Annotated in this window: 25 protein-coding genes; 12 read left to right on the forward strand and 13 right to left on the reverse strand. The window is 61.8% G+C overall.

What is annotated here, in order from left to right:
- Nucleotides 1-136 precede the first annotated feature (136 nt).
- Both FHT82_RS26400 and FHT82_RS26405 read left to right on the forward strand, forming a co-directional pair.
- Nucleotides 137-1,051 (forward strand): cytochrome c, encoded by a 915-nt coding sequence (locus tag FHT82_RS26400; RefSeq protein ID WP_183735660.1) that lies wholly within the window; start codon nucleotides 137-139, stop codon nucleotides 1,049-1,051.
- 37 nt (nucleotides 1,052-1,088) lie between these two features.
- Nucleotides 1,089-1,367: a hypothetical protein gene (locus FHT82_RS26405; RefSeq protein ID WP_183735661.1), complete on the forward strand. Its 279-nt coding sequence runs from the start codon at nucleotides 1,089-1,091 to the stop codon at nucleotides 1,365-1,367.
- A 17-nt stretch (nucleotides 1,368-1,384) separates the two neighbouring features.
- Here FHT82_RS26405 and FHT82_RS26410 read toward each other — a convergent pair whose 3' ends face one another.
- Entirely contained in the window at nucleotides 1,385-1,963 is a 579-nt protein-coding gene (locus tag FHT82_RS26410; protein WP_183735662.1) for a type 1 glutamine amidotransferase family protein, read from the reverse strand.
- Nucleotides 1,964-2,002: 39 nt separating this feature from the next.
- Nucleotides 2,003-2,497, reverse strand: a complete 495-nt coding sequence (locus FHT82_RS26415) for a GNAT family N-acetyltransferase (RefSeq protein WP_183735663.1) — start codon at nucleotides 2,495-2,497, stop codon at nucleotides 2,003-2,005.
- A gap of 279 nt (nucleotides 2,498-2,776) precedes the next feature.
- On the opposite strand from FHT82_RS26415, the gene dmeR reads away from it, so the two are divergent.
- The 3 genes from dmeR to bla all read left to right on the forward strand — a co-directional run bounded on the left by dmeR (nucleotide 2,777) and on the right by bla (nucleotide 4,985).
- Complete coding sequence (gene dmeR / locus FHT82_RS26420) at nucleotides 2,777-3,049, forward strand: Ni(II)/Co(II)-sensing transcriptional repressor DmeR (RefSeq protein WP_183735664.1); 273 nt, start codon at nucleotides 2,777-2,779, stop codon at nucleotides 3,047-3,049.
- A 23-nt stretch (nucleotides 3,050-3,072) separates the two neighbouring features.
- Nucleotides 3,073-4,026 (forward strand): CDF family Co(II)/Ni(II) efflux transporter DmeF, encoded by a 954-nt coding sequence (dmeF, locus tag FHT82_RS26425; RefSeq protein ID WP_183735665.1) that lies wholly within the window; start codon nucleotides 3,073-3,075, stop codon nucleotides 4,024-4,026.
- A gap of 71 nt (nucleotides 4,027-4,097) precedes the next feature.
- On the forward strand, nucleotides 4,098-4,985 hold the full coding sequence (bla, locus tag FHT82_RS26430; RefSeq protein WP_183735666.1) for a class A beta-lactamase: 888 nt from the start codon (nucleotides 4,098-4,100) through the stop codon (nucleotides 4,983-4,985).
- Nucleotides 4,986-5,105: 120 nt separating this feature from the next.
- Here the strand turns inward: bla and FHT82_RS26435 are convergent, their stop codons facing one another.
- The 4 genes from FHT82_RS26435 to FHT82_RS26450 form a co-directional block, all read right to left on the reverse strand.
- Nucleotides 5,106-5,606 carry a hypothetical protein gene (locus FHT82_RS26435; protein WP_183735667.1) on the reverse strand — a complete coding sequence of 167 codons (501 nt, stop codon included), beginning with the start codon at nucleotides 5,604-5,606 and terminating at the stop codon, nucleotides 5,106-5,108.
- A 75-nt stretch (nucleotides 5,607-5,681) separates the two neighbouring features.
- Nucleotides 5,682-8,021 (reverse strand): glucose/quinate/shikimate family membrane-bound PQQ-dependent dehydrogenase, encoded by a 2,340-nt coding sequence (locus FHT82_RS26440; protein WP_183735668.1) that lies wholly within the window; start codon nucleotides 8,019-8,021, stop codon nucleotides 5,682-5,684.
- Between the two features lie 119 nt (nucleotides 8,022-8,140).
- A complete protein-coding gene (locus FHT82_RS26445; protein ID WP_183735669.1) occupies nucleotides 8,141-8,686 on the reverse strand; it encodes a glutathione peroxidase in 546 nt (181 codons plus the stop codon).
- Nucleotides 8,687-8,720: 34 nt separating this feature from the next.
- Complete coding sequence (locus FHT82_RS26450) at nucleotides 8,721-10,223, reverse strand: protein adenylyltransferase SelO (RefSeq protein ID WP_183735670.1); 1,503 nt, start codon at nucleotides 10,221-10,223, stop codon at nucleotides 8,721-8,723.
- 257 nt (nucleotides 10,224-10,480) lie between these two features.
- Between FHT82_RS26450 and FHT82_RS26455 the strand changes: the two genes are divergently transcribed.
- Entirely contained in the window at nucleotides 10,481-11,935 is a 1,455-nt protein-coding gene (locus FHT82_RS26455; RefSeq protein ID WP_183735671.1) for a DHA2 family efflux MFS transporter permease subunit, read from the forward strand.
- Nucleotides 11,936-11,950: 15 nt separating this feature from the next.
- Here the strand turns inward: FHT82_RS26455 and FHT82_RS26460 are convergent, their stop codons facing one another.
- Together FHT82_RS26460 and FHT82_RS26465 are read right to left on the reverse strand one after the other, a co-directional pair.
- On the reverse strand, nucleotides 11,951-12,178 hold the full coding sequence (locus tag FHT82_RS26460; RefSeq protein WP_246698228.1) for a hypothetical protein: 228 nt from the start codon (nucleotides 12,176-12,178) through the stop codon (nucleotides 11,951-11,953).
- 29 nt (nucleotides 12,179-12,207) lie between these two features.
- Entirely contained in the window at nucleotides 12,208-13,155 is a 948-nt protein-coding gene (locus FHT82_RS26465) for a homocysteine S-methyltransferase family protein (RefSeq protein WP_183735672.1), read from the reverse strand.
- A gap of 219 nt (nucleotides 13,156-13,374) precedes the next feature.
- Here FHT82_RS26465 and FHT82_RS26470 point away from each other — a divergent pair, with 219 nt between their 5' ends.
- Entirely contained in the window at nucleotides 13,375-14,055 is a 681-nt protein-coding gene (locus FHT82_RS26470) for a TetR/AcrR family transcriptional regulator (protein ID WP_183735673.1), read from the forward strand.
- Nucleotides 14,056-14,142: 87 nt separating this feature from the next.
- Nucleotides 14,143-15,048, forward strand: a complete 906-nt coding sequence (locus FHT82_RS26475) for an SDR family oxidoreductase (RefSeq protein ID WP_183735674.1) — start codon at nucleotides 14,143-14,145, stop codon at nucleotides 15,046-15,048.
- Here the strand turns inward: FHT82_RS26475 and FHT82_RS26480 are convergent.
- A complete protein-coding gene (locus tag FHT82_RS26480; RefSeq protein WP_183735675.1) occupies nucleotides 15,045-15,566 on the reverse strand; it encodes a DUF1697 domain-containing protein in 522 nt (173 codons plus the stop codon). The genes FHT82_RS26475 and FHT82_RS26480 overlap by 4 nt on opposite strands.
- A gap of 51 nt (nucleotides 15,567-15,617) precedes the next feature.
- Nucleotides 15,618-17,726, reverse strand: coding sequence for a S9 family peptidase (locus tag FHT82_RS26485; RefSeq protein ID WP_183735676.1), 2,109 nt, complete (start codon nucleotides 17,724-17,726; stop codon nucleotides 15,618-15,620).
- Nucleotides 17,727-17,957: 231 nt separating this feature from the next.
- Between FHT82_RS26485 and FHT82_RS26490 the strand changes: the two genes are divergently transcribed.
- Together FHT82_RS26490 and FHT82_RS26495 are read left to right on the forward strand one after the other, a co-directional pair.
- Nucleotides 17,958-18,350: a DUF930 domain-containing protein gene (locus FHT82_RS26490; protein WP_183735768.1), complete on the forward strand. Its 393-nt coding sequence runs from the start codon at nucleotides 17,958-17,960 to the stop codon at nucleotides 18,348-18,350.
- A gap of 149 nt (nucleotides 18,351-18,499) precedes the next feature.
- Nucleotides 18,500-19,282, forward strand: coding sequence for a polysaccharide deacetylase family protein (locus FHT82_RS26495; RefSeq protein WP_183735677.1), 783 nt, complete (start codon nucleotides 18,500-18,502; stop codon nucleotides 19,280-19,282).
- A 21-nt stretch (nucleotides 19,283-19,303) separates the two neighbouring features.
- Here FHT82_RS26495 and FHT82_RS26500 read toward each other — a convergent pair whose 3' ends face one another.
- Nucleotides 19,304-20,470 (reverse strand): AI-2E family transporter, encoded by a 1,167-nt coding sequence (locus FHT82_RS26500; protein ID WP_183735678.1) that lies wholly within the window; start codon nucleotides 20,468-20,470, stop codon nucleotides 19,304-19,306.
- Nucleotides 20,471-20,836: 366 nt separating this feature from the next.
- Nucleotides 20,837-21,736 carry a LysR family transcriptional regulator gene (locus FHT82_RS26505; RefSeq protein WP_183735679.1) on the reverse strand — a complete coding sequence of 300 codons (900 nt, stop codon included), beginning with the start codon at nucleotides 21,734-21,736 and terminating at the stop codon, nucleotides 20,837-20,839.
- 96 nt (nucleotides 21,737-21,832) lie between these two features.
- On the opposite strand from FHT82_RS26505, the gene FHT82_RS26510 reads away from it, so the two are divergent.
- Entirely contained in the window at nucleotides 21,833-22,906 is a 1,074-nt protein-coding gene (locus FHT82_RS26510) for an aldo/keto reductase (protein ID WP_183735680.1), read from the forward strand.
- A gap of 64 nt (nucleotides 22,907-22,970) precedes the next feature.
- Here the strand turns inward: FHT82_RS26510 and FHT82_RS26515 are convergent, their stop codons facing one another.
- A complete protein-coding gene (locus tag FHT82_RS26515; protein ID WP_183735681.1) occupies nucleotides 22,971-23,939 on the reverse strand; it encodes a VOC family protein in 969 nt (322 codons plus the stop codon).
- 196 nt (nucleotides 23,940-24,135) lie between these two features.
- Here FHT82_RS26515 and FHT82_RS26520 point away from each other — a divergent pair, with 196 nt between their 5' ends.
- On the forward strand, nucleotides 24,136-24,546 hold the full coding sequence (locus FHT82_RS26520) for a universal stress protein (RefSeq protein ID WP_183735682.1): 411 nt from the start codon (nucleotides 24,136-24,138) through the stop codon (nucleotides 24,544-24,546).

Below are 24,546 nucleotides of genomic sequence, written 5' to 3' on the forward strand. Positions count from 1 at the left end.
GCATGATCCCGTCCTCCGCACCGGCTCTTGCCGCCGGTGCGGATCGCCTTATTCTCCCGGCAGTGGGGCCGGGCCACCGAATTCCGGCCAGCGAATCCCGGAATGCCCTTGATATCGATAGAAGGAGAGGCGGCGCATGGTCCGCAGGTTCATCCGCTTTGTGCTCTGTCTCATCGGCGTCGTCGTGATCGGCGGCGCAGTTTTTTATTTCGTCACCGCGCCGGATCCGTTTCCGGAAAGCCACTGGGCCAATCTCGGCACTCCTGACGTCGCGAATGGCGAGAAGGTATTCTGGGCTGGCGGCTGCGTCAGCTGTCATGCCACGCCCGGCGCGCAAGGCGATGCCAAACTCACGCTGGCCGGTGGCCTCGCCCTGAAGAGCCCCTTCGGCACCTTTCATGTTCCCAACATTTCCCCGGATGAGCAGGCCGGAATCGGCCGCTGGACGCTGGCTCAGTTCGGCAATGCGATAAAGCGCGGCGTCGGCCCCAACGGGCAACATCTCTACCCGTCCTTCCCCTATGGCTCCTACACGCGCATGAGCGACAAGGACGTCAATGATCTCTTCGCTTATCTGAAGACCCTGCCGAAGAGCGCCAACGTCGCGCCGCCGCATGAATTGCCGTTCCCCTTCGACATCCGCCTGGCGCTCGGCGGCTGGAAGCTTCTCTATTTCAATGATCAACCCCGCGTCGTGCTTGCCAATGCCGACGACAAGGTAAAACGCGGCCAGTATCTGGTCGAAGGTCTCGGCCATTGCGGCGAATGCCACACCCCGCGCGATTCCCTCGGCGGCTTCGTCCGCGACCAATGGCTTGCCGGCGCCCCGAACCCGGAAGGCAAGGGCCGCATACCCGATATCACGCCGGGCTCGAAGAGCGTCGGCTCCTGGAGCGAGGCCGATATCACCAACTACCTGCAGACCGGCTTCACCCCCGATTTCGACTCCGCCGGTGGCCAGATGGTGGACGTGCAGCAGAACATCGCCCATCTGCCGCAGTCCGATATCGAGGCGATCTCCGCCTATCTGAAGGCGGTGCCGAGCAAATAGCCTGCCTGGGGCAAGCGCTGCAGGCCACACTGCCACAATGAAGCACCCGACCCTTGAGGAAACAGACGCTGCGATTGCTCGCACGCAAGACCGGCTTGCCGCGCGCAATGCCGTTCTCGCGCGCTGGTTTTCCGATACGATTGCCGTCATGGAGGCAAAAATCGCGAGCCGTCTCGATGACCCCGGCGATCGGGCGCAGGCAAGGACTGCGGCCTTTCTGTTCGTAAAGAGGTTGCTTCACCAATGGGCGACCCGCCCGGTGCATGAGGTGGCGCCTGGAGACAGCCCGCCGAAAGAGTCTCGACGGCTCAAATGATCGGTGTCTTGGTGGGGTCAGGCCGCCTTCGGCTGATGCTCCGCACCAAAGATCTGCACATAGGTGTCGAGCTCTTCGCTGCCGAAGCCGAGCGCCCGGTAGATCTCTGCCGTAAAGGTAATCGGTGCCGAACCCGGCGCAGTGACGATCATGCCGGCGCGAACCGCCTGCGGTCCCTCACGGTAATGCGCCTGGCCATGATAGCCCTCGGCGCTGGCGAGGAAGTCGGGCGCGTTGCTGGTATGGGCAACCTGATCGAGCGCACCGGCGCGCGCCAGCGCCAGCGTCCCGCCGCAGATCGCAGCGGTGAGTTTGCCGCGCGCGATGAAGTCGTTGATCACAGGCGAAAGATTGGGCGTCTTTTCTGTCTCCCAGATCGTGCCGCCGCAGATAACAAGTGCATCGAAAGCGTCGCCATGCAGGTTCTCGGCCACCGTATCGGGTGTCACCCGCATGCCGCCCATCGAGCGCACCTCCGCGCCGCCGGGGCTTGCCGTCACCACGTCGAAACCGAAATGGGTGCGGGCGGAGGCAGCAAGCTGCCCCACTTCCCAGTCGGCGAACCCTTCGGTCAGAACCACTGCCAGTCGGGTCATGCTTTCCTCCTTGCAAGATGGCCGAGCGGCTGGTGCCACTTACGACAGGGACTGCATATAGCGCATGCCGGTGACCGGGCGAGGGGTGAAGTCCATCTGTTCGTAGAAGCGGTGTGCCTTGAGGTTGCCGGTCGCAGCACTGACGGAGAGGTAGTCGCAGCCTGCAAGCCGTGCCGTTTCACGGGCGCGGTCGACGAGAAGCTGGCCGGTACCGTGGCCGCGATGGCCGTCACGCACGAAAAGGTGATGCAGGTCCATGCCGCGCTTGCCTTCCTGCGCCCTGTAGAGCGGAACGAGGATGGCATAGCCGATCAGACCTTCGCTGCCGTCGGCGACGATGGCCGAAATCCATGGCGTCGGACCGAAGAGATCGCGTTCGAGCTGGTCCGGCGTCGAGGCGGAAATATCGCCGTGATGGATGGCGAGAAGGCCGATCATCTCGTGGAGTTCGGATATGTCGCGGGGCTTTGCAGTGCGGATCGTCACGACCGGCGGCCGCATGAGCGATATTTCGCTGTCTTCGATTTCAAGCATGGTCTTCGCGTCCTTTTCGAAGTTTATGCCGCCAGGACGCTGCCGATACAACAAAGCCGCCTGACGGCGGCTTGTTGACATTATGATCTGTCTCGGCCGCCCTTTACAGGTACAGCCAAAAATACGAGCGGTTATGGTGCGTGGTCTCGATCATGTGGAGATCAATCCTCCTAAACCGCTCGTTTGTCAATGGCAGATGGACGCGGAACTGACCATTACCGGATTGCTTTTGATGGAATGTAGGATAGGGTACCCCCCTATCCTAATTTCGAGACGACCATGTCCCACACCACTCATCAGAAGAAGAAGCTCATCGCCCGCGTCAGTCGCCTCCGCGGCCAGCTCGAAGCCGTCGAGCGTGCGCTGGAAGCTGAGCGCCCCTGCGGCGAAATTCTCCAGCTCCTCGCCTCCGTGCGCGGAGCGCTGACGGGGCTGACGGGCGAGGTGCTGGACGATCACCTGCAGGAACATGTGCTGCATGCCGCCGACGAGAAGGCGAGGGCGGAAGCGGTCGAGGAAATATCGGAAGTACTGCGAACCTATATCCGCTGAGCCGGATCGATAAGGAGATGGCGATGATATCGGGAACGAATACAGACGGACATGAGCATGTCTTCTTGGGGCAGGATCATGCCCGGAACGAACGCCGCATCTGGCTGGTGATTGCGCTGACGGCGGTCATGATGGTGGTCGAAATCGCCGCCGGCACGATCTATGGCTCGATGGCGCTGGTGGCCGACGGCTGGCACATGTCCACCCATGCCAGCGCGCTGCTCATTTCCGCGCTTGCCTATCTCTTCGCCCGCAAACAGGCTCGCAACCCGCGCTTCACCTTCGGCACCGGCAAGCTCGGCGATCTCGCCGGCTTCGCGAGCGCCATCATTCTGGCGATGATTGCCCTGCTGATGGGATGGGAAAGCTTCCTGCGCATCACGTCGCCCGTGCCGATCAGCTTCAGCCAGGCGATCGCCGTCGCCGTCATCGGCCTTGCCGTCAACCTCATCAGCGCCTGGATGTTGAGCGGTAGCGGCGGCCATCATCATGGACACGGGCATGATCACCATCACGATCATCACCACGGCCACGATCATGGCCACCATGGACATGCGGATAACAATATTCGCTCCGCCTATATGCACGTCATCGCCGACGCATTGACCTCGGTGCTCGCCATTGCCGCACTCACTTTCGGCGGCCTCTATGGCTGGCTCTGGCTCGATCCGCTGATGGGCATCGTCGGCGCTCTCATCATCGCCCAATGGTCCTGGGGACTGCTGAAATCCTCAGGCGCTGTTCTGCTCGATGTGCTCCCGGAGGGTGAAACGCTGCCGGATGAAATCCGTGATGTGATCGAGGGCGATGGCGACCGCATTACCGATCTGCATGTCTGGCAGGTCGGCCCCGGCCATCATGCTGCGATCGTTGCGGTGCTGACGCCGCGGTCGCGCGACACCGCCTTCTACAAGGAGCGGCTTTCGAGCCTGGACGAGTTGTCGCATGTGACTGTGGAAGTCACGCGCGCCGCCTGATTCCGCCAAAAAGCCGAGATGCCGCCGCAATCGGGCCTTACGCCTGTGAACCTGATTCCCCGGAGGTCTTCATGAATCACAGCCTGACCCGCCGCAGCTTCATGGGTTCAGCATTGCTGCTGCCTGGGCTGGGCTTTACGACCCGCGTCCGCGCACAGCAGCAACAGGACGACGATATCGACAAGCGGCTTGCAGCGCTGGAAGCGCGTATCGGCGGGCGTCTCGGGGTCTCCGTTCTCGACAGCGACACGAACATCTCCTTCGGCTATCGCGGCAGCGAGCCCTTCGCCATGTGCAGCACCTTCAAGGTTCTGGCCGCCGGCCTCGTTCTCGCCCGTGTCGACAAGGGTGATGAAAAGCTCGACCGGCGGGTCACCTACGGCAAGGAAAAGCTCGTCACCTATTCGCCCGAGACCGAAAAGCACGCCGGCGGCGAGGGCATGACGATGGCCGAGATCTGCAAGGCCGGCATTACGCTGAGCGACAATACGGCTGGCAACCTGATGCTGGAAAGTTTCGGCGGCCCGGCTGCACTCACCGACTGGCTGCGCTCCATCGGCGACGGTACGACAAGGCTCGACCGCATGGAAACTGCGCTGAACGAGGCGGCGAAAGGCGACCCGCGCGACACGACCACGCCGGATGCCATGCTCGATACGCTCGGCAACATCGCCCTCGGCTCGGTCCTGGCGGAAAGTTCTGCAAATCAGTTGGTCGATTGGATGGTTGCGAACACGACCGGCGGCGCGCGCCTGCGTGCAGGCTTGCCCTCCGACTGGAAGATCGGCGACAAGACCGGAACGGGCGATAACGGTGCGGCCGGTGATATCGCCATCATCTGGCCGCCTAACCGCGGCCCCATCGTCGCCGCCGTTTATATCGCGGAAACGGCTGCAAAGATGGACGAGTTCAATCCCGTCTTCGCCGAAGTCGGCAAGATGATCACGGAGATGGTGTGAGAGAGGCGGACTGGTTTTCTACGATCTTTTCCGCTGGGCTGTCGGATCGGAGGCGGCGGACATCGAGCATCGAAAGCCGCGGTGCATTACTGCCCGCGGCTTTTTGAATTTGCGTTGCGATCAGGCGGCCGAATTTTGGTCGGTGGCCTGCGTGCTCGTCGATTGCGCGGCGGATTCCTTGTTGCCGTCTCCGCCATCCTCGACACCGGCGAGCTCGCGCTTGATCTGCTCGGCGATTTCCTTCTCGATCGCTTCGCGCTGATCGGCGGGCATGGCCTTCAGGTCGTCTTCCGTCAGTCCGTGTGCTTCGAGATACCGTGCGCGGATGAATTCCGCAGGGTCCATGTTGCTCCATTCGGAGAACTGGTCGACCAGGCTGCTATGCGCGGCCTTGGCTGCGGCCTCTGCCTCCGACGGCGGGTTGATATAGGTCTCGTTGCCGGCCTGCACCGCCCACATCGTATTGGCGATGGACGGCGGTGTCGTGCTCGGCTGCAGGCCGGCGCCGGATTGATTGCGCGTCCTGCTGCTGAATTCGTCTGTCTGCTTGTTCTTGGATTTGCCCTGCTCGAAAAGCGAACCAAGGCCGGAGTAAATTGAAAGGCTGCTACCGATTTCCATGAAAAAATCCCCTGAAAAACAGCAGCAGCATGATGGGGCAAGCCTGTCTGGAGCTTGTGTCTACCTCCGGCGGTACTACGGCAGCGTGTAGGCGATCACATAGTCGCCCGGCTTGGTACCGACCGAACCATGCCCGCCGGCGACCATGACGACATATTGCTTGTTGTCATCGGTCATATAGGTCATCGGCGTTGCCTGACCGCCGGCCGGAAGCCGGGCTTCCCAGAGCTGCCGGCCATTGGTCACGTCATAGGCGCGCAGATAGTTGTCGACGGCTGCGCCCAGGAAGGCGACGCCGCCCTTGGTCATCATTGGCCCGCCGATGCCGGGCACGCCGACCTTGAAGGGCAGGGGCAGCGGCGTCATGTCATGCACCGTGCCGTTCTTGTGCATATAGGCGATACGGCCGGTGCGGAGATCCACGCCGGCGACATAGCCCCATGGCGGTGCCTGGCAGGGGATCTGCAGCGGCCCGAGAAATGGTCCCATGAACACACCGTAAGGTGCGCCGTCATTGCGGTTGAGACCCTGTTCGCTGCCCTTCTCGTCCTGCCCGCGCGGCGGAATATCGGCTGCCGGCACCAGGCGCGAGGTGAAGGCGAGATAGGTCGGCATGCCGAACATCAGCTGTCGTTCGGGGTCGACGGCGACCGAACCCCAGTTGAACGTGCCGAAATTGCCGGGATAGACGATCGTGCCCTGCAGCGAGGGCGGCGTATAGCGGCCCTCATATTTGTAGCGGTGGAAATCGATGCGGCAGACAAGCTGGTCGAACAGCGAAACGCCCCACATGTCCTTTTCCTGCAGCGGCTCCGGCGAGAAGGTGAGATCCGAGATCGGTTGCGTCGGCGACGTGTGATCTTCCGGTATTGCGCCGTCAGGCGCCGGGATTTCCTTGAAGGGAATGATCGGCTGGCCGGTGCGCCGGTCGAGCACGTAGATATCGCCCTGCTTGGTGGATGCCACCAGCGCCGGCACCGCCGTTCCGTCCTGTTTCGTCAGATCGAGCAGCACCGGCTGCGCCGGCACGTCCATATCCCAGAGATCGTGATGGACGAATTGCTGCACCCAGCGCAGCTGGCCCGTATTGATGTCGAGCGCCACGACAGAGGAGGAGAACTTTTCGACATTCTCGCTGCGGTTCATGCCGAGCTGGTCCGGCACCTGATTGCCGAGCGGGATATAGACCATGCCGAGCTGGTCATCGACGCTGAAGACCGACCAGCTGTTCGGCGAATTCGTCGTATAATGCTGGCCCTCCGGCAATGGCGTGGTCTGGTCGGGATTGCCGGAATCCCAGTTCCAGATCAGCGCGCCGCTGTTGATGTCATAGGCGCGGATGACGCCGGATTGTTCCCGTGTCGAATAATTGTCGTTGACCGCCCCGCCGATGATGATCTTGCCCGCGACGGCGACTGGCGGCGAGGTGGAATAGTAGTAGCCGGCAGGATTGTATTGCATGCCGGTTTCCAGATGGAGAACGCCCTGTTCGGCGAAGCTGGTGCAGACCTGCCCGTTGGTTGCATCGAGCGCGATCAGCCGCGCATCCGACGTCGGCAGGTAGACACGCTCTTTGCAGGGCTGGCCGGCAGGTATCGCTTCATCGCTGTGATAGGTCACACCGCGGCAGGTCTGGTGCTGGCGGTCCGGGTTCATGCCGGAATCGGCGTCATATTTCCATTTCTGCTGCCCGGTTTTGGCATCGAGCGCGATCGCCCAGTTGTGCGGCGTGCAGAGATAGAGCGTGTTGCCGACCTTCAGCGGCGTCACCTGATAGGTCGTTTCCGCGACATCGTCGGGCCGCTTCACGTCGCCGGTCTGGTAGCGCCAGGCCTCTTTCAGGGTGGAAACATTCTGAACGGTGATCTGGTCGAGCGGCGAGTATCGCTGGCCGTAGGCCGTGCGGCCATATTGGTGCCATTCGCCATCGGGCACATTGCCGCCGAAGGCGGGCGTTGTGGCAACCGTTTGTATCGGCAGATCGCCGGCGAGATCATGCGGATCTGATGTCATCGAATAGAAGGCGACGATGATGGCGAGTATGACCGGAATGGCGAGCGGCCAGGGATTGGCGCCATAATAGATGCCGGTCGGGCTGCGAAAACCGAGCGGCCGGCGGATCCAGGGCGTCAGCAGCCAGAGTCCGAAGAGGATGATGAGGCCGCCGCGTGGGCCGAGCTGCCACCAGTCGAACCCGACCTCCCAGATCGCCCAGACAAGTGCAACGACCACAAGCACTGCATAGACCCAGAGCGCTACCGCTTTGCGCATGAGCAGCAAGCCTGCCGTCAGCAGGAACATCAGCCCCGCAAAAAGATAAAAAACGCTGCCGCCGAGCGTGACGAGCCAGAGCCCGCCTGCGCCGAGCGCAAGTCCGAAAATAATGAAGAGGATGGAGGTAATGACGATTGCCATAAGGCAGCTCCCGCTGGTTAGCCGGATCGGAGGGTGGCGAAAAACACACGCCGATCAGGCAGATAGAGCGGGAAGCCTGCCTTTCAACCGCCACAATTCGTGGCCGTTGGGATGCGGCTTTAGGACGCTTTTGCAAGCTCGCGGTCGATCGCCGAGACGAGACGGCTGTCGTCAGCCGTCACATCAGGGGCGAAACGGGCGACGATCTTGCCGTTGCGGCCGATCAGGAACTTTTCGAAGTTCCAGAGCACTTCGCTGTCGTCGCCGGCAAGGCCGGCACCCTTCAGCCGCTCGCGCATCGGCCCTTCGCCGGTCGTTTCCACGCCGGAATTCGTCAGGTTCTTGTAGAGCGGGTGCTTGTCCGGCCCCTTGACGGAGATCTTGGAAAACATCGGGAAGTCGACGCCGAAGGTGCTGGTGCAGAAATCGAGGATCTCCGCATCCGTGTCCGGCTCCTGGCCTTTGAAGTCGTTGGCCGGGAAGCCGGCGATGACGAAGCCTCTCTCGCGCTTGTCGGCATAGAGTTTTTCAAGCCCTTCATACTGCACCGTCAGCCCGCATTTGGAGGCGACATTGACGATGAGCAGCACCTGGCCGCGATATTCGTTGAGCGTCGTCTCACGCCCTTGAACGGTCTTGACCGGGATATCGAGAAGGTCGGTCATCACTATCTCCAGTGAATAGGGTTGTTGGTTGAAATCAGGTTCCGCAGAAGGTCTGGAGCACTCGCTCTTCGGGCTTCGGCGGGTCCATATAGGCCGCAAATGCCGGCTGCTCGTCATAGGGGTGCGAAAGCACTGCCAGCAGCGCCTCGAAAAGCGAAAAATCGCCATCTTCCACGGCCGCCTCGATTGCCTGCTCGACACGGTGATTGCGGGGAATGAAGGCGGGGTTGACATGTCTCATGGCCGCGGCGCGCTCGGTTGGCGCCTGCGGATCGCGCAACAGGCGTTCGCGCCAGTGCGCCAGCCATTCGGCGGTGGCGGCCGGTTCGCGGAAGGTCGAGGCGAATTCGGTCTCTGCCTCGGGATCGTCCGCAAGCGCCGAAAGACGCCGGAACGTCAGCGTGAAATCGGCGCCCTGCGCGTGCATCAGCGCCAGCAGCGATTGGATCAACTCGAGATCGCCGTCTTCTGCCGAGATCAGCCCGATCTTGCCGCGCATGCCCTGCAGCCAATGGGCGTGGAAGCGCTCGCCATAGGCCTTGATGCTGGCATTGGCATGCTCGATCGCCTTGTCTTTGTCCGCATCGATCAGCGGCAGCAGCGCTTCGCCGAGCCGCGCGAGGTTCCATTGTCCGATGCCCGGCTGGTTGGCATAGGCGTAACGCCCATGCTGGTCGATCGACGAGAAGACCGTCATCGGATCATAGGCATCCACGAAAGCGCAGGGACCGAAATCGATCGTCTCGCCCGAGATCGTCATATTGTCGGTGTTCATCACCCCATGGATGAAACCCACCTGCAGCCAGCGGGCGATCAGCGCCGCCTGCCGCTCGCAGACCGCCTCATAGAGCGCGAGATAGGGATTTTCCGCTGTCTTCAGCTCGGGATAATGCCGTTCGATGACATGATCGGCGAGCGCCTTGATGCCATCCTCGTCACCGGTCGCGGCAAGATATTGGAAGGTCCCGACGCGGATATGGCTTGCCGCCACGCGGGTGAAGACCGCGCCCGGCAAGATCTCTTCACGCCGCACGCCTTCGCCGGTCAGCACCGCGGCAAGCGCCCGCGTGGCCGGAATGCCAAGCGCAAACATCGCCTCGCTGATGATATATTCTCGCAGGACCGGCCCGAGAGCCGCCCGCCCGTCGCCGCGGCGGGAAAAGGGAGTCTGCCCCGCACCCTTAAGCTGGATGTCGCGGCGCCGGCCATTGCGGTCGATCACCTCTCCGAGCAGGATCGCCCGCCCGTCGCCGAGCAGCGGCACGAACTGGCCGAACTGGTGGCCCGCATAGGCCATCGCCAGCGGCTCGGCGCCATCGGGGACGAGGTTACCGGAAAAGATCGCCGCGCCGTCACGTCTCAGGGTCTCGACATCGAGCCCCAGTTCCTCCGCCAGCGGCTCGTTGAGCTTGATCAGCCAGGGTTCTGCCACCTGCGTCGGCACCTGTGTCGCAAAGAAGCGCTGCGGCAACCGTGCATAGCTGTTGTCGAATGAAAAGGCCGTGTCTGGCCGGTTTTTCTGCAGGGCGGAGGTCATGGCTAATAGGTAGGGCCGCAGGTGCGGTCACGCAAGCCGATTTTGGCCGCAAACCACCCTTCACGAAGGGCAATGAAGTGCAAGGAATGGTGATCTGCCTTTACCTCTCGGCAAGGCAGATTTGCCATAAAAGACATAGCGCCGCCATGATTGCAGGCGTATAGCAAAATCATCTCCTCTTGGCATTTTTGCCATGTCATCCCCGCGGCCCTGTCGCCCCGTGTGCTCCGCTGCGCCACTGCGAGTGATCCCTGACGATGTCGGATCAGATTTATCATGCGCCGATGGTTCGGCGCGCAGCACCCAATTTCCGGGTGATCGCGATGATTGTCGCGAGTGCCATGCTCATGGAAAACGTGGATGCAACCGTGCTGGCGACCGCGCTGCCGACAATGGCGCGCGATTTCGGCGTCGACGCACCGGCCATGTCGATTGCGCTGACCTCCTACCTGCTCAGCCTGGCGATCTTCATTCCCGCCAGCGGCCGCATGGCGGACAGTTTCGGTTCGCGCACCGTCTTCCGCTCGGCCATCGCCGTCTTCGTGGTCGGCTCCATCCTCTGTGCCTTCGCGCCGACCTTGCCGCTCCTGGTGCTCGCCCGCCTGCTGCAGGGCATCGGCGGCGCCATGATGATGCCCGTCGGCCGCCTTGTGCTGATGCGCAGCGTCGACCGCAAGGATATGGTGAGCGCCATGTCCTGGCTCCTGGTGCCGGCGCTGATCGGCCCGATCGTCGGCCCGCCTCTCGGCGGCTTCATCGTCACCTATCTCGACTGGCGCTGGATCTTCTACATCAACGTGCCGATCGGCATCATCGGCATGATCTTCGTCTCGATCTACATCGACGAGGTGAAGGGCAAGGCTGCCGGCCCCTTTGACACGATCGGCTTCATCCTGTCGGGCATCTCGCTTGGCTCGCTGCTCTTCGGTTTCGAACTGTCGAGCCATGAGGGGCAGGGCTCGCTCGCGATCTTCCTCATCGCGACAGGCTTGCTTTTCGGCATCGCTTATCTCCGCCATGCCCGCAGGCATCCGGCCCCGATCATGGATTTCTCGCTGATGAAGGTGCCGAGCTTCGGCACCTCTGTTATCGCCGGCTCGTTGACGCGCATCACTCAGGGCGCGCAGCCTTTCCTGCTGCCGCTGCTCTTTCAGATCGGCTTCGGTCTTTCGGCTGCCGCGGCGGGCCAGATCGTCATTTCCACCGCGCTTGGTGCGCTGTTCATGAAGCCGCTGGCTAAGGCCTTCTTCCGCCGCGTCGGCTTCCGCAAAAGCCTTATAATCAACGGCATTCTCGGCACCATCGGCTACGGCCTCTGCGCCGCCTTCCGGCCGGATTGGCCGATGCCGCTGATCTTCATCGCGCTGGTGCTCAGCGCCTTCTTCATGTCGTTCCAGTTCACGGCCTATAACACCATCGCCTATGACGAGATCGGCCAGGATCGCATGAGCTCGGCGACGAGCTTCTACACGACCTTCCAGCAACTGATGCTCTCGCTCGGCATCTGCATCGGCGCGCTGGCGCTGCACGGCTCCATGGCCTTCAATGGTGTCGAAACGCCTGAGCTTGGCGATTTCTCCACGGCCTTCATCATCGTCGCCTTGATCTCGATCTGCGCCACGTTCTGGAACCTGCGCTTTTCGCCGACTGCCGGCGAGGAGATCAGCGGCTACAGGAGCAAACAGACGAAAGGCGCCGCAGCCGGAAGCTGAGGCGCCTTCCCTTCATCAAAGGCCGACGGGTTCCCGCAATAGCCTGCGCCACAAAGGGCGCTGCCTGCGTTGGTCCGCCTGAAGCCCGTAGGCCATGCGGCCGTCGAGGTCCTCGAAAGCTGCAAGATCCATATCCTGCAGAGCCACCTCTACGACTGTCTCCGGTTCGGCTTGCGTCCTTCGCCCTGCGATCGCAAGCCACAAATCGCGCCAGCTGCGCCGGCGCGTCATTACCCCAACCATTCTCATCATCCTGCCCTCGCTCGCGCCCCTTACGCCGCCTGGGGCAGGCATATTTCGCAGATCGCTGCGACATGCCGGTGGTCGGTGCCGCAGCAGCCGCCGAGCACGCGTACCTGCGGCATGCGGCGAAGCAGGCTGCGATAGCGCCGGCCGAGATCATCAGGATCGCCCGCATCCAGCGTCTCGCTGTTATCCAGTTGCTCGTGGCTCATGGTCGAGGCATTGGCGCGAATGCCGGAGATGCGTTTCACCCAGGCGCTGCCGTGATCAAGCGCGGCCTCGAAATGCGTCGGGTGTGCGCAGTTGATCATGTAATAGGCCGGAGACCCGCCAGTCGCCGCGTCCGTCGTCTCGATCGCATCCTGAATGCTGCGGCCGGTCACCAGCCTGCCATCCGTCTCCAGCGTGAAGGAGATGGCGCAAGGCATGTCGAGCGCCTTGGCCGCACGCGCGATGCCGATCGCCTCGTCGATATTGGTCAGCGTGAAGGCGGCGACCATATCGGCCTCCGTGCCGGCGAACGTGTCGATCTGGAAGGCGTGGTAATCCTCCGCCTCGTCCGCGCTCATTGTACCCGCCTTGTAGCCGTCGCCACGCGGACCGATGGCGCCGCTGATGACGATGGGTTGTTCCGGCCGCTCGTAGGTGCTGCGCAAACCGATGAGCAGGTCGACCGCCCGCTGGTTTGCCGCCTGCAGGGCCTGCGTCGTGTAGCCGAGCTTCTGACCCCAGTCGGGATTGGCACGCCATGTGGCGGTGTCGAGTACGAAGCCCGTGCCGTGCCTGCGGGCAATATCCAGGTAGCGGCGATAGTAATTCTTCGTGCGCTCACGACCGTCCTCGGAAGCCAGCAATACGAAGGAGGCGAAATGTGGAAGATCAATGCCTTCATGGAAGATCATCGTGGTTTCCATGCCGCCATCGCTAATGAAGATGCCGCCCTTCAGCTGCGGCAGCCCATGCCTGTACTTTGCCATTGTGAAGCCTCTCCAATCGTGGCGCCTGAAATGACTGCCATCGATGGTGATGTTCTGACGCTTATTCGGCTGCCAAACTAGGCGACTTGCGGTATACTGCAGAGGGTTTCGAATTTTGCGGATTGAAATCAATCCCTTGCATGGGCCGATGCTGCCGGGGGCGCAAGCAGGTCCGATCCTGTTGCACTGAAAACTGTACCGTGGGTACAGGAGGGGCATATGCGAAAGGGCCAGGAAACACGAAATCGCATCCTTGATGTGGCGGAAGCAGCGGTCTTGCAGAAGGGCTTCGGCGGCACCTCCATCGAGGAACTGATCGTCGAAACCGGCATTACCAAGAGCGGCTTTTTCTACCACTTCAAGGACAAGAACGAGCTCGCGAAGGCGCTGCTCAACCGCTACATCGAGAATGACGAACGCATCTATGACGAGATCTTCAGCCGCGCGCGCGATCTGATGGATGATCCGCTGCAGTCCTTCCTGCTCGGCCTGAAACTGCTCTCCGAATTGCTCGCCGATCTGCCGAACGGCCATCCCGGCTGCCTCGTGGCGACCGTCTGCTATTACGAACGGCTCTTCGACCGCGAGATACAGGAGACCAACCGTAACGCCGTGCTCGCCTGGCGCCGCCGCTTCGGCCGCATGTTCCGTGAAATCATGGAGGTCTATACGCCGCGCGAGCCCGTCGATGTCGACCAACTCGCCGACATGGTTTCCTCGGTCTTGGAAGGCGGCATCGTTCTCTCCAAGACGCTGAAGGAGCCGAACACGCTTGCCGAACAAGTGCTGATGCTGCGCACTTTCGTGAAGATGCTGTTCCTGCCGGCCATCGAGTCGCCCCTCGTTGCCGTTAGGCGCGACCAGATCTATGGCACAGCCGGCGGCAGCGACCAGCTGTAGGCAGGCGATGCCATATCTCTCCCGGCAGGGAACCGATAGGTGCCTGCGCTGTTATGTTCCGCAGCACAAACCGAAGGGAGAGCGGCAATGGACAGCCCCGTCAGCAACGATAAGACCTTCCACGATCCGCGTGGCAAATTTCCAAAGCCGCCCTTTCCGTCGCAGACGCAGCCCTTTCCGGGGCTGGCCCGCGACATGGAGCCGAAGCCTGACCATGGCGAGACGAGTTATCAGGGCAGTGGCCGTCTCAAGGGTCGCAAGGCGCTGATCACCGGCGGCGATTCCGGCATGGGTCGCGCCGCGGCAATTGCTTATGCCCGCGAAGGGGCCGATGTCGCAATCAGCTATCTTCCGGATGAGGAGCCCGATGCCCGGGAGGTGATCGAGCTGATTAAAAAGGAAGGGCGTATCGGTATCGCACTTCCCGGCGATCTCAGGGATGAAGACTATTGCCGGAGGATCGTCGCCGAAGCCGTGCGCCAGCTCGGCGGACTTGATATTCTCGTCAACAATGCCGGACGCCAGCAGCAGCGTCAGTCGCTTGCCGATATCTCCAGCGAGGATTTCGATGCAACGATGAAGACCAATATCTATGCGATGTTCTGGCTGACAAAAGCGGCTTTGCCTCACTTGCGCGAAGGATCGGCGATCATCCAGACGACGTCGGTACAGGCCTACGACCCCTCGGCCAATCTGGTCGACTACGCCATGACCAAGGCGGCGATGATGAATTTCACCAAATCGATGGCCAAGCAGCTGGGGCCGAAAGGCATCCGTGTGAACGGTGTCGCGCCCGGCCCGATCTGGACGCCGCTGCAGGTGAGCGGCGGCCAGACGCAGGAAAAGCTGGTCAAGTTCGGCGGCAATACGCCGCTCGGACGGCCCGGCCAGCCGGCCGAACTCGCCTCGATCTACGTGCAGCTTGCCGCTGCCGATGCGAGCTATGCCACCGGTCAGATCTACGGTGCAGCCGGCGGCAGCGGACAGCCCTAGTTGTTTTCCATCTCAGCCGCCATATCGGCCAGCTTGCGCACGGTGTTGAGGTTGCGGGAGGTCCCCGGCTTCAGCGCCGGCAGCTTCAGCTTCGAGCGGCCGGAGCCGATGGGATAGTGCACATAGATCTCGCGCCCGGCGAGCTTCGCCTCTTCGCCATCCGGTGCCACCATCTTGTCAAGCGCATCGGAGGCGGCTGCCTCCGGCAGGAAATAGACCAGCAGAAAATTGGGCTTGGCCTCGGGGAAGGGCGCCCTGGCGACGATGCCGTCGATTTCCTTGCGGTTGCGTACCATCACGCCCGGCCGCTTGCCCATCTTTTTCCCGAGAGCCGCGTCGAGCTTCTCCTCGACCGCCTTTTCGGCCTCATCCGAGCGGAACAGCACATTGCCGCTCTGGATGTAGGTCTTCACATCGGCAAAGCCGAGCTCTTCACAGAGTGCCTTCAATTCAGTCATCGGCAGGGAGCCGGTGCCGCCGACATTCACGGCTCTCAGCAGCGCGATATAGACGGCCATTTCTCCCTCCCTTGATGATGTGGCGCACACGCCGCACGCCACATCCAATCCTCACATCTTGCCTGCCACCTTGATCGCAAACGCATATTCGAACGCGATCTCTTCCAATCGCTGGAAACGGCCGGAGGCGCCGCCATGGCCGGCATCCATATTGGTCTTGAGCAGAATGGGCGCCGTGCCCGTCGTCTTGTCGCGCAGCCGCGCGACCCACTTGGCCGGCTCCCAATAGGTGACGCGCGGGTCGGTCAGGCCACCGAGCGCCAGGATCGGCGGATAGGGCTTTGCGCCGATATTGTCATAGGGCGAATAGGCGGCGATCTGCTCGTATTCTTCGCGGCTCTCGATCGGATTGCCCCATTCCGGCCATTCCGGCGGGGTGAGCGGCAGCGTGTCGTCGAGCATCGTGTTCAAGACGTCGACGAAGGGAACGGCAGCGATGATGCCGGCGAATTTCTCCGGCGCCATGTTGGCGACCGCACCCATCAGCATGCCGCCCGCCGATCCGCCCTCGGCGATGATACCTGCGTAAGACGTGAACTTCTCCTGATTCAGATAATCAGCAGCAGCGATGAAGTCCTTGAAAGTGTTGGTCTTCTTGTCCATCTTGCCGTCTTCGTACCAGGCAAAGCCCTTGTCCTTGCCGCCGCGAATATGGGCGATGGCATAGACGAAGCCACGATCGGCAAGCGACAGGCAGTTGGTGTTGAAACCGGCCGGGATGGTGATGCCATAGGCGCCATAGCCATAGAGCAGGCAGGGCGCGGAACCGTCGAGCGGTGTGTCTTTGCGATAGAGAAGGGTGACCGGCACCTTCTCGCCATCCCAGGCCGGGGCAAAGACGCGGCGGGTGACATAGTCGTCAGGATTATGGCCCGATGGCACTTCCTGCGTCTTCAAGAGCGTGCGCTCGCGCGTGACCATGTTGTAGTCGTAGAGCTGCGAGGGCGTCGTCATCGACGAATAGGAGAAGCGGATGACGTCGGTATCGTATTCCGCAGCACCCGAAAGGCCGAGCGAATAGGCTTCCTCGTCAAAAGCGATCGCATGTTCCTCGCCGGTGCGGCGATCGCGGATCATGATCTGCGGCAGGCCGTCCTTGCGCTCCAGCCACAGCAGGTGGCGGGCATAAGCCATATGGCTGATGATGAGCGTGCCCGGCTTGTGCGGCACGACCTCGCGCCAGTTCTCCTTGCCCGGTCTGTCAACCGGCGTCTCCATGATCTTGAAATCCTTGGCGCCGGCATCGTTGGTCAGGATGTAGAAGACGTCGCCGCCTTCTGTCAGCGAATATTCGATGCCTTCCTCGCGCACGGCAACCAGCTTCGGCTCTGCCGTCAGATCCTTGGTCGAGACCAGTCGATATTCGCTGGTCTCGTGGTCGTGGATGTCGATATAGATGAAGTCGTCGAGCAGCGAGCCGCCGACGCCCATGAAGAAGCCGGCATCCTCTTCTTCGTAAACCAGCCGGTCTTCGCTCTGCAGCGTGCCGATGACATGGTGGAAAACCTTCGACGGACGGTGGTTCTCGTCGAGGGCCGAATAGAAGAAGCTCTTACCGTCGGGCGCCCAGACCCCGCCACCGCCTGTATTCTCGATGAGATCGGGCAGATCCTCGCCACTCGTCAGATCGCGAACCCTCAGCGTGAAGAATTCCGAGCCCTTGTCGTCATAGCCCCAGATGCCGCGGCTGTGGTCGGTGCAATGGTCGAGGCCGGCAAGACGGAAATAGGCCTTGCCGGTGGCTTCCTTGTCGCCGTCGAGCAGGATGGCGCGGATCGTCTCGTCCTTCACGTCTCCGTCGCGCGGGATGCGGAAATAGCGCGGCTGCTCGCCGCCGGTCACAAAGGACGTGCCATAGGCATAAGCGCCGTCCTTCGTCGGCACGGAGCTGTCGTCTTCCTTGATGCGTCCGCGCATCTCGGCAAACAGCGTCTTTTGCAGCGGCTTGGTGTCTTCCATCGCCGCGTTCATGTAGCCGTTCTCGGCCTCGAGGTGCGAGCGGATTGCCGGGTCGAGGATCGAAGGATCCTTGAACATGGCCTGCCAGTTGTCGGCCCGCAGCCAGGCATAGTCGTCGGTGCGCGTGATGCCGTGGCGCGTGTCGGAGACGGGCCTTTTTTCGGCGGCGGGCGGGGTCGGCAGGTTCTTGAAGGCGGTCAAGGAAAGCTCCGTAAAGGCGGTATCGGTGGGCAAGAGATAGAGGCGCGGCGGTCCGTGATCAAGCACCAGCCGATGAACCGTCTTGGGACAAAATGGCCGGCGCGATGCCTTGATGTCACCACATTATTTAAGAATGTCCGCTAGCGCTGCGCGAAATTTACACTCGCGTCAGGCCACGGCAGGCTGCCGGCGGCGGTATGAAGAATGCATGACAGTAAAGGTTTCTCCGCAATGCCGAAACATCTGGTCCTGTTTATGTCGCTCATCGGCCTTGCGGCTTCGTCCGCCTTTGCGGTTGATCCTGCCATCAAGAAGCAGCTCGAAAAGCTTGATCCCGCCACCCGCCTCGAACAGAGCTGCGACACCGAGGCCATGAGCCGCATCAACGCGGACGGCAGTGGTTTCAGGCCGGACAAGGTGATTGCCTACACCTTCAAGGATCCGATCCCGAGCGACGACCGGCTCGAAGCGCCGGGCGCCGTCTTCCGCAGCAAGGGTGACTGGTACCATCTGTCCTACACCTGCATCACCGGCCCGCAGCACATCAATGTGCGCGACCTGAAGTACAAGATCGGGGACAAGGTGCCGAAGGATAAGTGGGCCAAATATTACCTCTACGATTGAGCTTTGCCCTTTCGCATTCCTGTGACAGGCACAGGAATGCGGGCGGATTGAGACGCCAGCCGTGCTTCGCCGGGCGGCATCAGGCCACATGGCCCGCTTTAAATCTTTGCTTTAATTTCAGCTAAAATATCAACCGAATCTGATTCTTCATGAAGCATCTTCTTCTTGGCTCTGCACTGCTGCTTGCCGCCGCCTCGTCGGCATTTGCCGCGGAAGTTCCCCCTGCTGTGCCTGCCCATCCGCCCGTTGCCGCGGGTCCCAAGCTGGTCGAGCCGCATCTGCACATCGCCCGCTCGAACATCGCAGGCCATGCCCGCGTCGCGCTGACCTTTGACGCCTGCATGGGCGAGGCCGATGAGCGTATTCTCTCGACGCTGGTCAACGAGCGCATCCCCGCGACGATCTTCGTCACCGCCCGCTGGCTGAAGCGCAATCCGAAGGCCGTTGCCGTCTTCCTTCGGAATCCCGATCTTTTCGAATTGGAGAACCACGGCGAGAAGCACATTCCGGCAATCGACAAGCCGGTGCTGGTCTATGGCATCCCATCCGCCGGTTCGCCCGATGCCGTCAGGCAGGAAGTCGAAGGCGGTGCTGCCGCCATGCTCGCTTCGGGCATTCCGGCACCCCACTGGTTCCGCGGTTCGACCGCTAAATATGATCTCTCTGCCATCGGCCAGATCCGCGCCATGGGCTACCGCATCGCTGGCTATTCCATAAACGGCGACGGCGGCTCGCTGCTCGGTGCTGCAGTGACGGAGAAGCGCATTTCCTCGGCTGGGGATGGCGACGTCGTCATCTCCCATATCAACCAGCCGACGCATGCGGCCGGCGAGGGTGTCGCCAGGGCACTCGTCGACCTCAAGGCCAAGGGTACCGAGTTCGTCCGCCTGCAGGATGTTGCCGATACCGGTGACGACAAGACGACGGAGTAGGGCCGAAGCTTACTCAGTTGGTCACTTCGGCAGTTGCGGCTGCGGTCTTTCCTCGATCAGCAGTTCATCAATGATGGTCATGACGATGAGCGAGAGCGGCAGCGCCAGCATCGCGCCGACCGCCCCCCACATCCATGTCCAGAAGATGATCGCCAGGAAAACGATGAAGGGATTGATCTCCAGCCGCCGGCCCATGACCGCGGGAAAGACCAGGTTCTCCATCACGAGATGCACGGTGAAGAAGGCCGCAGCGGGGATAAGGCCGATGACGATACCATCATGGGCGATGATGCCGGCAATGGCCACTGCGAAGGTCATCATCGTGATGCCGAGATAGGGAATGAAGCTCGAAAGGAAGGCGAAGAAGCCCCAGAGAACAGGCATGGGCAGCCCGCCGGCATAGGCGATGACCGTCATCATGAAGCCGAGCGCCACATAGATCAGCGAAGCCGTGGCGAAATAGACGCCAAGCGCTTGCTCCACGGCATTGATGACGCGGATGGCCGCCAGCCGCTGCGCACGGTCGCGAAAGGTCATGATGATCGTCTTGCGCAGGCTAACCCGGCTTGCAAGAAAAAGCAGCAGCGCCGCAAAGAAGATCAGCCCCTGCACCAGCGCCGGCGTCAGGTTCGTCGTCACCAGGTGCAGCACGTTGCCGGTGTTTTCGAGCAGCGCATCGATGGACATCGGGCCGCTCTGGAAGGTCGCGGGCGTGATATGCAGCCATTCGATCCGCTCCAGATAAGGCATCACGCGCTGCGTGGTGCGGTCGATGAAACCGGGGGCCTCGTTGGCGAGCGTCGCCAGAGGTCCGGCAAGCGAATTGAAGAGCAGGAAGACGATGAACGCAACGCTGCTGGAAAGGATCACCGCATTGGCAAGCCGCGGCACGCCCATCTTCGAAAGCTTCTCCGCCGCCATCCCGAGGATCATGCCGACGACCACCGCGAGCGTGATCGGGATCAGGATCAGCGACATCAGATAGACGGCGGCAAGCCCCAGAATGCCGAAGATGCCGATAATGGCCCATGCCATGCTGACGTCGAGCCCATCCTTCTCGACACGGCGGACCGGTGCCTGCGGAAGTTCCTCCACCTCCTCCTGAAGCGTTCGTACCCATGCGCTCATATGGCGCTCGCCAAGACGGATCCTGTCAGCCTGTTTCTTGATGCCGTTGGCGATATCCATGTGCGATCTGTCCCCGAAGCCCCATTGCTTCGGCAATCAACGCGCAAGGGTTCCTGCCGGTTCCGCGGGGGCTCTAGAGCCTTTCCTGGTTAGATTGAAGCATTCTGCCGGAGCAGGTTTGTGTCAGGGCAAAGGCTGATGGAGAAGGGCATACCCCAAGGTACGTCCGAGCCGATCGCCTTTGATCCTGGCGCAAAGATGCCCGGCCCTAGCTGGTTTGCAAGCAAACCACCGGGGTTGGCTGAAACGGGCCGCCTGATCGACCGGCCGGCTTGGCCGTAGATCTGGGCTACGACGCGCGCCGGCCGGTCAACCATCCGACTCCGTTTGAGCCAACAGAATGCTTCAATCTGACCAGGAAAGGCTCTAGGCAGCCCGCTGTCGCCCGATGAAATCCACGAAGGCGCGCAGCGGCGGCGGCATCTGGCGCCGGCTTGGATAATAGAGGTGGAAGCCGGGGAAGGGCGGCGTCCAGTCGCCGAGCATGCTCACCAGCCGGCCGTCGGCGAGATGGCCGCCCACGTGATCATCGAAGAGATAGCCGATGCCGATCCCGTCGAGCACCGCCCGCAGCATCAGATCGTTGTCGGTCGTGGTGAGCGGTCCGGAGACAGCCACCTCGAGCTTTTCATCGCCGCGCTCGAATTCCCAATGATAGAGGCTGCCATCCGTCGGCCAGCGGGAGACGATGCAGAGGTGGTCGCGCAGGTCGCGAGGCGTCTTCGGCATGCCGTGACGGGCGATGTAATCGGGCGAGGCAACGACGATCAGCCGCATCTCGCCGCCGAGCTTCACGCTCACCATGTCCTTTTCCACCATCTCGCCCAGCCGGATGCCGGCATCGAAACGATCCGCCACGATATCGGCGAGTTTGTCCTCGACCACGATATCGATGAGGATGTCAGGATAGGCCGCATGAAAGGGCGCAATCAGCGGCGCCAGCCTGTGGACGATCGCGACCCGCGGCGCGTTGATGCGCAGCAGCCCGGCCGGCGTATCGCGCAGCGCCGCGACCTCGGCCACCGCCCGATCGAGATCGGCAAGCGCCGGCAGAAGCTGCGTGAGCAACCGCTGGCCCGCCTCGCTCGGCGCCACGCTGCGGGTCGTGCGGTTGAGCAGCCGGATGCCCATCCGCTCCTCGAGTGTGCGGATCGTCTGGCTGAGCGCCGACGGCGATATGCCCAGGCGTGCCGCGGCTCGCGCGAAATTGCCGTGCTCGGCCACCGCCGCAAAAGCCTTCAATTCCGCATAGTCGCTGCCGCGCATTATGCCATCTTTTCTAAAGAAGTCATGCCGATAATGTAGCATTGTTGTTAGTATCGGCAAGGCGCATCTTCTGTCTGCAACGACAGGAGATGTCCTATGACCGATACATTGTCCCTTGACCGCTACCGTCTGCTCGGCCGTTCCGGCCTGCGTGTCTCGCCGCTGTCGCTCGGCGCAATGACCTTCGGAACCGATTGGGGCTGGGGTGCGGACGAGCAGGAATCGCGCCGCATGTTCGACGCCTATGTCGATCGCGGCGGCAACTTCATCGATACCGCCAACCAATATACAGGCGGCACGTCCGAGACGCTTGTCGGCCGCTTTGCCGAAGGTCGCCGCGACGAGCTTGTCATCGCCACCAAATACACGATCACCTCGCGCCCTAGGGATCCGAACTCCGGCGGCAACCACCGCCGCAGCATGGTCCGCTCGGTGGAAGATAGTCTGAGGCGGCTGAACACCGATTATATCGACCTCTTCTATCTGCACGCCTGGGACTTCACGACCTCGGTCGAGGAAGTGATGCGTGGGCTGGACGATCTCGTGCGCGCCGGCAAGATCGTCTATGCCGGTATTTCCGACACACCCGCCTGGCAGGTTGCGCGCATGCAGACGCTTGCTGACCTGCGCGGCTGGGCGCCGCTGGTGGCGCTGCAGATCGAATACAGCCTGATCGAACGTACGGTGGAACGCGATCTCATCCCGATGGCCCATGAACTCGGCCTCGGCGTCATCCCCTGGTCGCCGCTCGGCATGGGTGTCCTGACCGGCAAATATAGCCGCGCCGACCTCGATATCGGCGCCGGCACGGCAAGCGCCGTCGGCACCCGCAAGAATGTCGCCGCCGGCAATGGTTCGCTGACGGAGCGCAATCTCGGTATTGCCGACGTGGTCAAAGAGATTGCCGCTGAAATCGGCAGGACGCCGGCGCAGGTGGCGCTTGCCTGGACGCTGACCAATCCTGCGGTCACCTCGCCGATCATGGGCGTCAAGACGATGGCCCAGCTCGAAGACAATCTCGGTGCGCTCGACGTCGTGCTGTCGGATGAGCATCGCGCCCGCCTCGCCGAGGCAAGCGCCATCGCTCTCGGCTTCCCGCACGATTTCCTCGCCAAGCCGCTGACGCGCGGCGTCATGTTCGGCGAAGTGACGATCGAGCCCCGTCGTTGAGGGACGGAAGAGGCTGAAGCTTAAATGAAAATGGCGCCGGAAGCGGCGCCATTTGTCGTCTGCTTCAGGCCGACAGCGTAAGCCCGATACCCCACGGATCTCTAAGGAAGACGCCGCCGTCGCGCTTCTCGCTCTTGATCTCCAGCTCGTCGAGCTTTGCGACGGCCTTGCCGAGCGTTTCCTGATCGTTGAAGCGGATCTTGTAGTCGGAAAGCCCGGTCATGTTGTCGGCGCGCGTGCCGGCGCCGCGGCTGTTCCAGATATTGGCGCCGAGATGGTGGTGGTAGCCGCCGCTCGCAAAGAAGCTCGCACCCGGATAACGCGCCATCAGCTTCAGGCCGAGCACGTCGCGGTAGAAGACGTCTGCCTGCGGAATGTCACCGACCTGCAGATGAATGTGACCGATCGCGGTTCCATCCGCCATGCCGCCCCAGGCATCGTCAGGCGCGCTGTTATAGAGCGCCTGCAGGTCGAGGCGCAGCGTCGCCATTTCCACCATGCCGTCCTGGTGAAATTTCCAGCTCTCATGCGGCCGGTCGGCATAGATTTCGATACCGTTGCCTTCGGGATCGGAGAGATAGATCGCCTCGCTGACCAGATGGTCGGATGCACCGTCGAGCACCACATTGTTATGCGCGGCATGGCGCAGCCAGCGCGCCAGCTCGGTGCGGTTGGGCATGAGGAAGGCGGTGTGAAACAGGCCGGCGGCGTTGCGGGGCGCTTCGCGCGCATCCCGGTCGGTCGTCAGCGTCAGGAGCGGCAGGCCGGTGACGCCAAGAACGTCGCCGCTTGCGGTCTTTTCGAGTACCGAAAGGCCGAGCATCGTCTGATAGAAACCGGAGACCGCGGCCAGGTCTTTCACGACCAGATGCGACTGGTCGATATAGGCAGGGCGCGTCAGCGCATAGGATGGTTCTGATGACGTCATGGGGTGGTCTCCTGCCCTGGAACTGGTCCGGGAATTGAAAGGCGTACCGGCGGTGGCGGCAAGTGTGCCGCCCGTAGCGAGCGCGAGGAATTTTCGCCGGTCCATTCGCCTGTAAGCTCCCTCGGCTGCTGTACTTGACCCCTATATGGCTCATTCCCATTGTTCACAGAAGGCCCGTTTTTGGCGATTAAGCGTTCTGTAAACATTGACGATCGCTGGTGCCCACTTGATATCAGTCAATGCGCTTTATCTATCCAGGGAGGAGGTTGATAACGAAGATCAACGCCTCAAGGAGGATCACATGTACAAGAAGATCATCGTTCCAGTTGAAATCGGCGGCATCGAAAAAGGCGAGAAGATTCTCCGCAAGGCGGCAAAGCTGCTCGACAATGGCGGTGAGATCATCCTCCTCAATGTCATCGAGGATATTCCGACCTATGTCGCCGTCGAGCTCCCGGGAAACATCGTAGAAGATGCCATGAAGGAAGGCCGCGACCGGCTGAATGAACTCGTCGCCAAGACCGGCATTCAGGCCACCGTCGAAGTCCGCAACGGCCCGCCCGCCAACAGCATTATTGCCGCGGCGGAAAGCCATGGCGCCGATCTTGTCATGGTCGCCTCGCACATTCCAGATATCTACAATTATTTCATCGGTGCCACCGCCGATCGCGTGGTGCGACACGCCAAGTGCTCGGTGCTGGTGGATCGGTAG

It is taken from the genome of Rhizobium sp. BK275 (assembly GCF_014193555.1).
Lineage (GTDB): Bacteria > Pseudomonadota > Alphaproteobacteria > Rhizobiales > Rhizobiaceae > Rhizobium.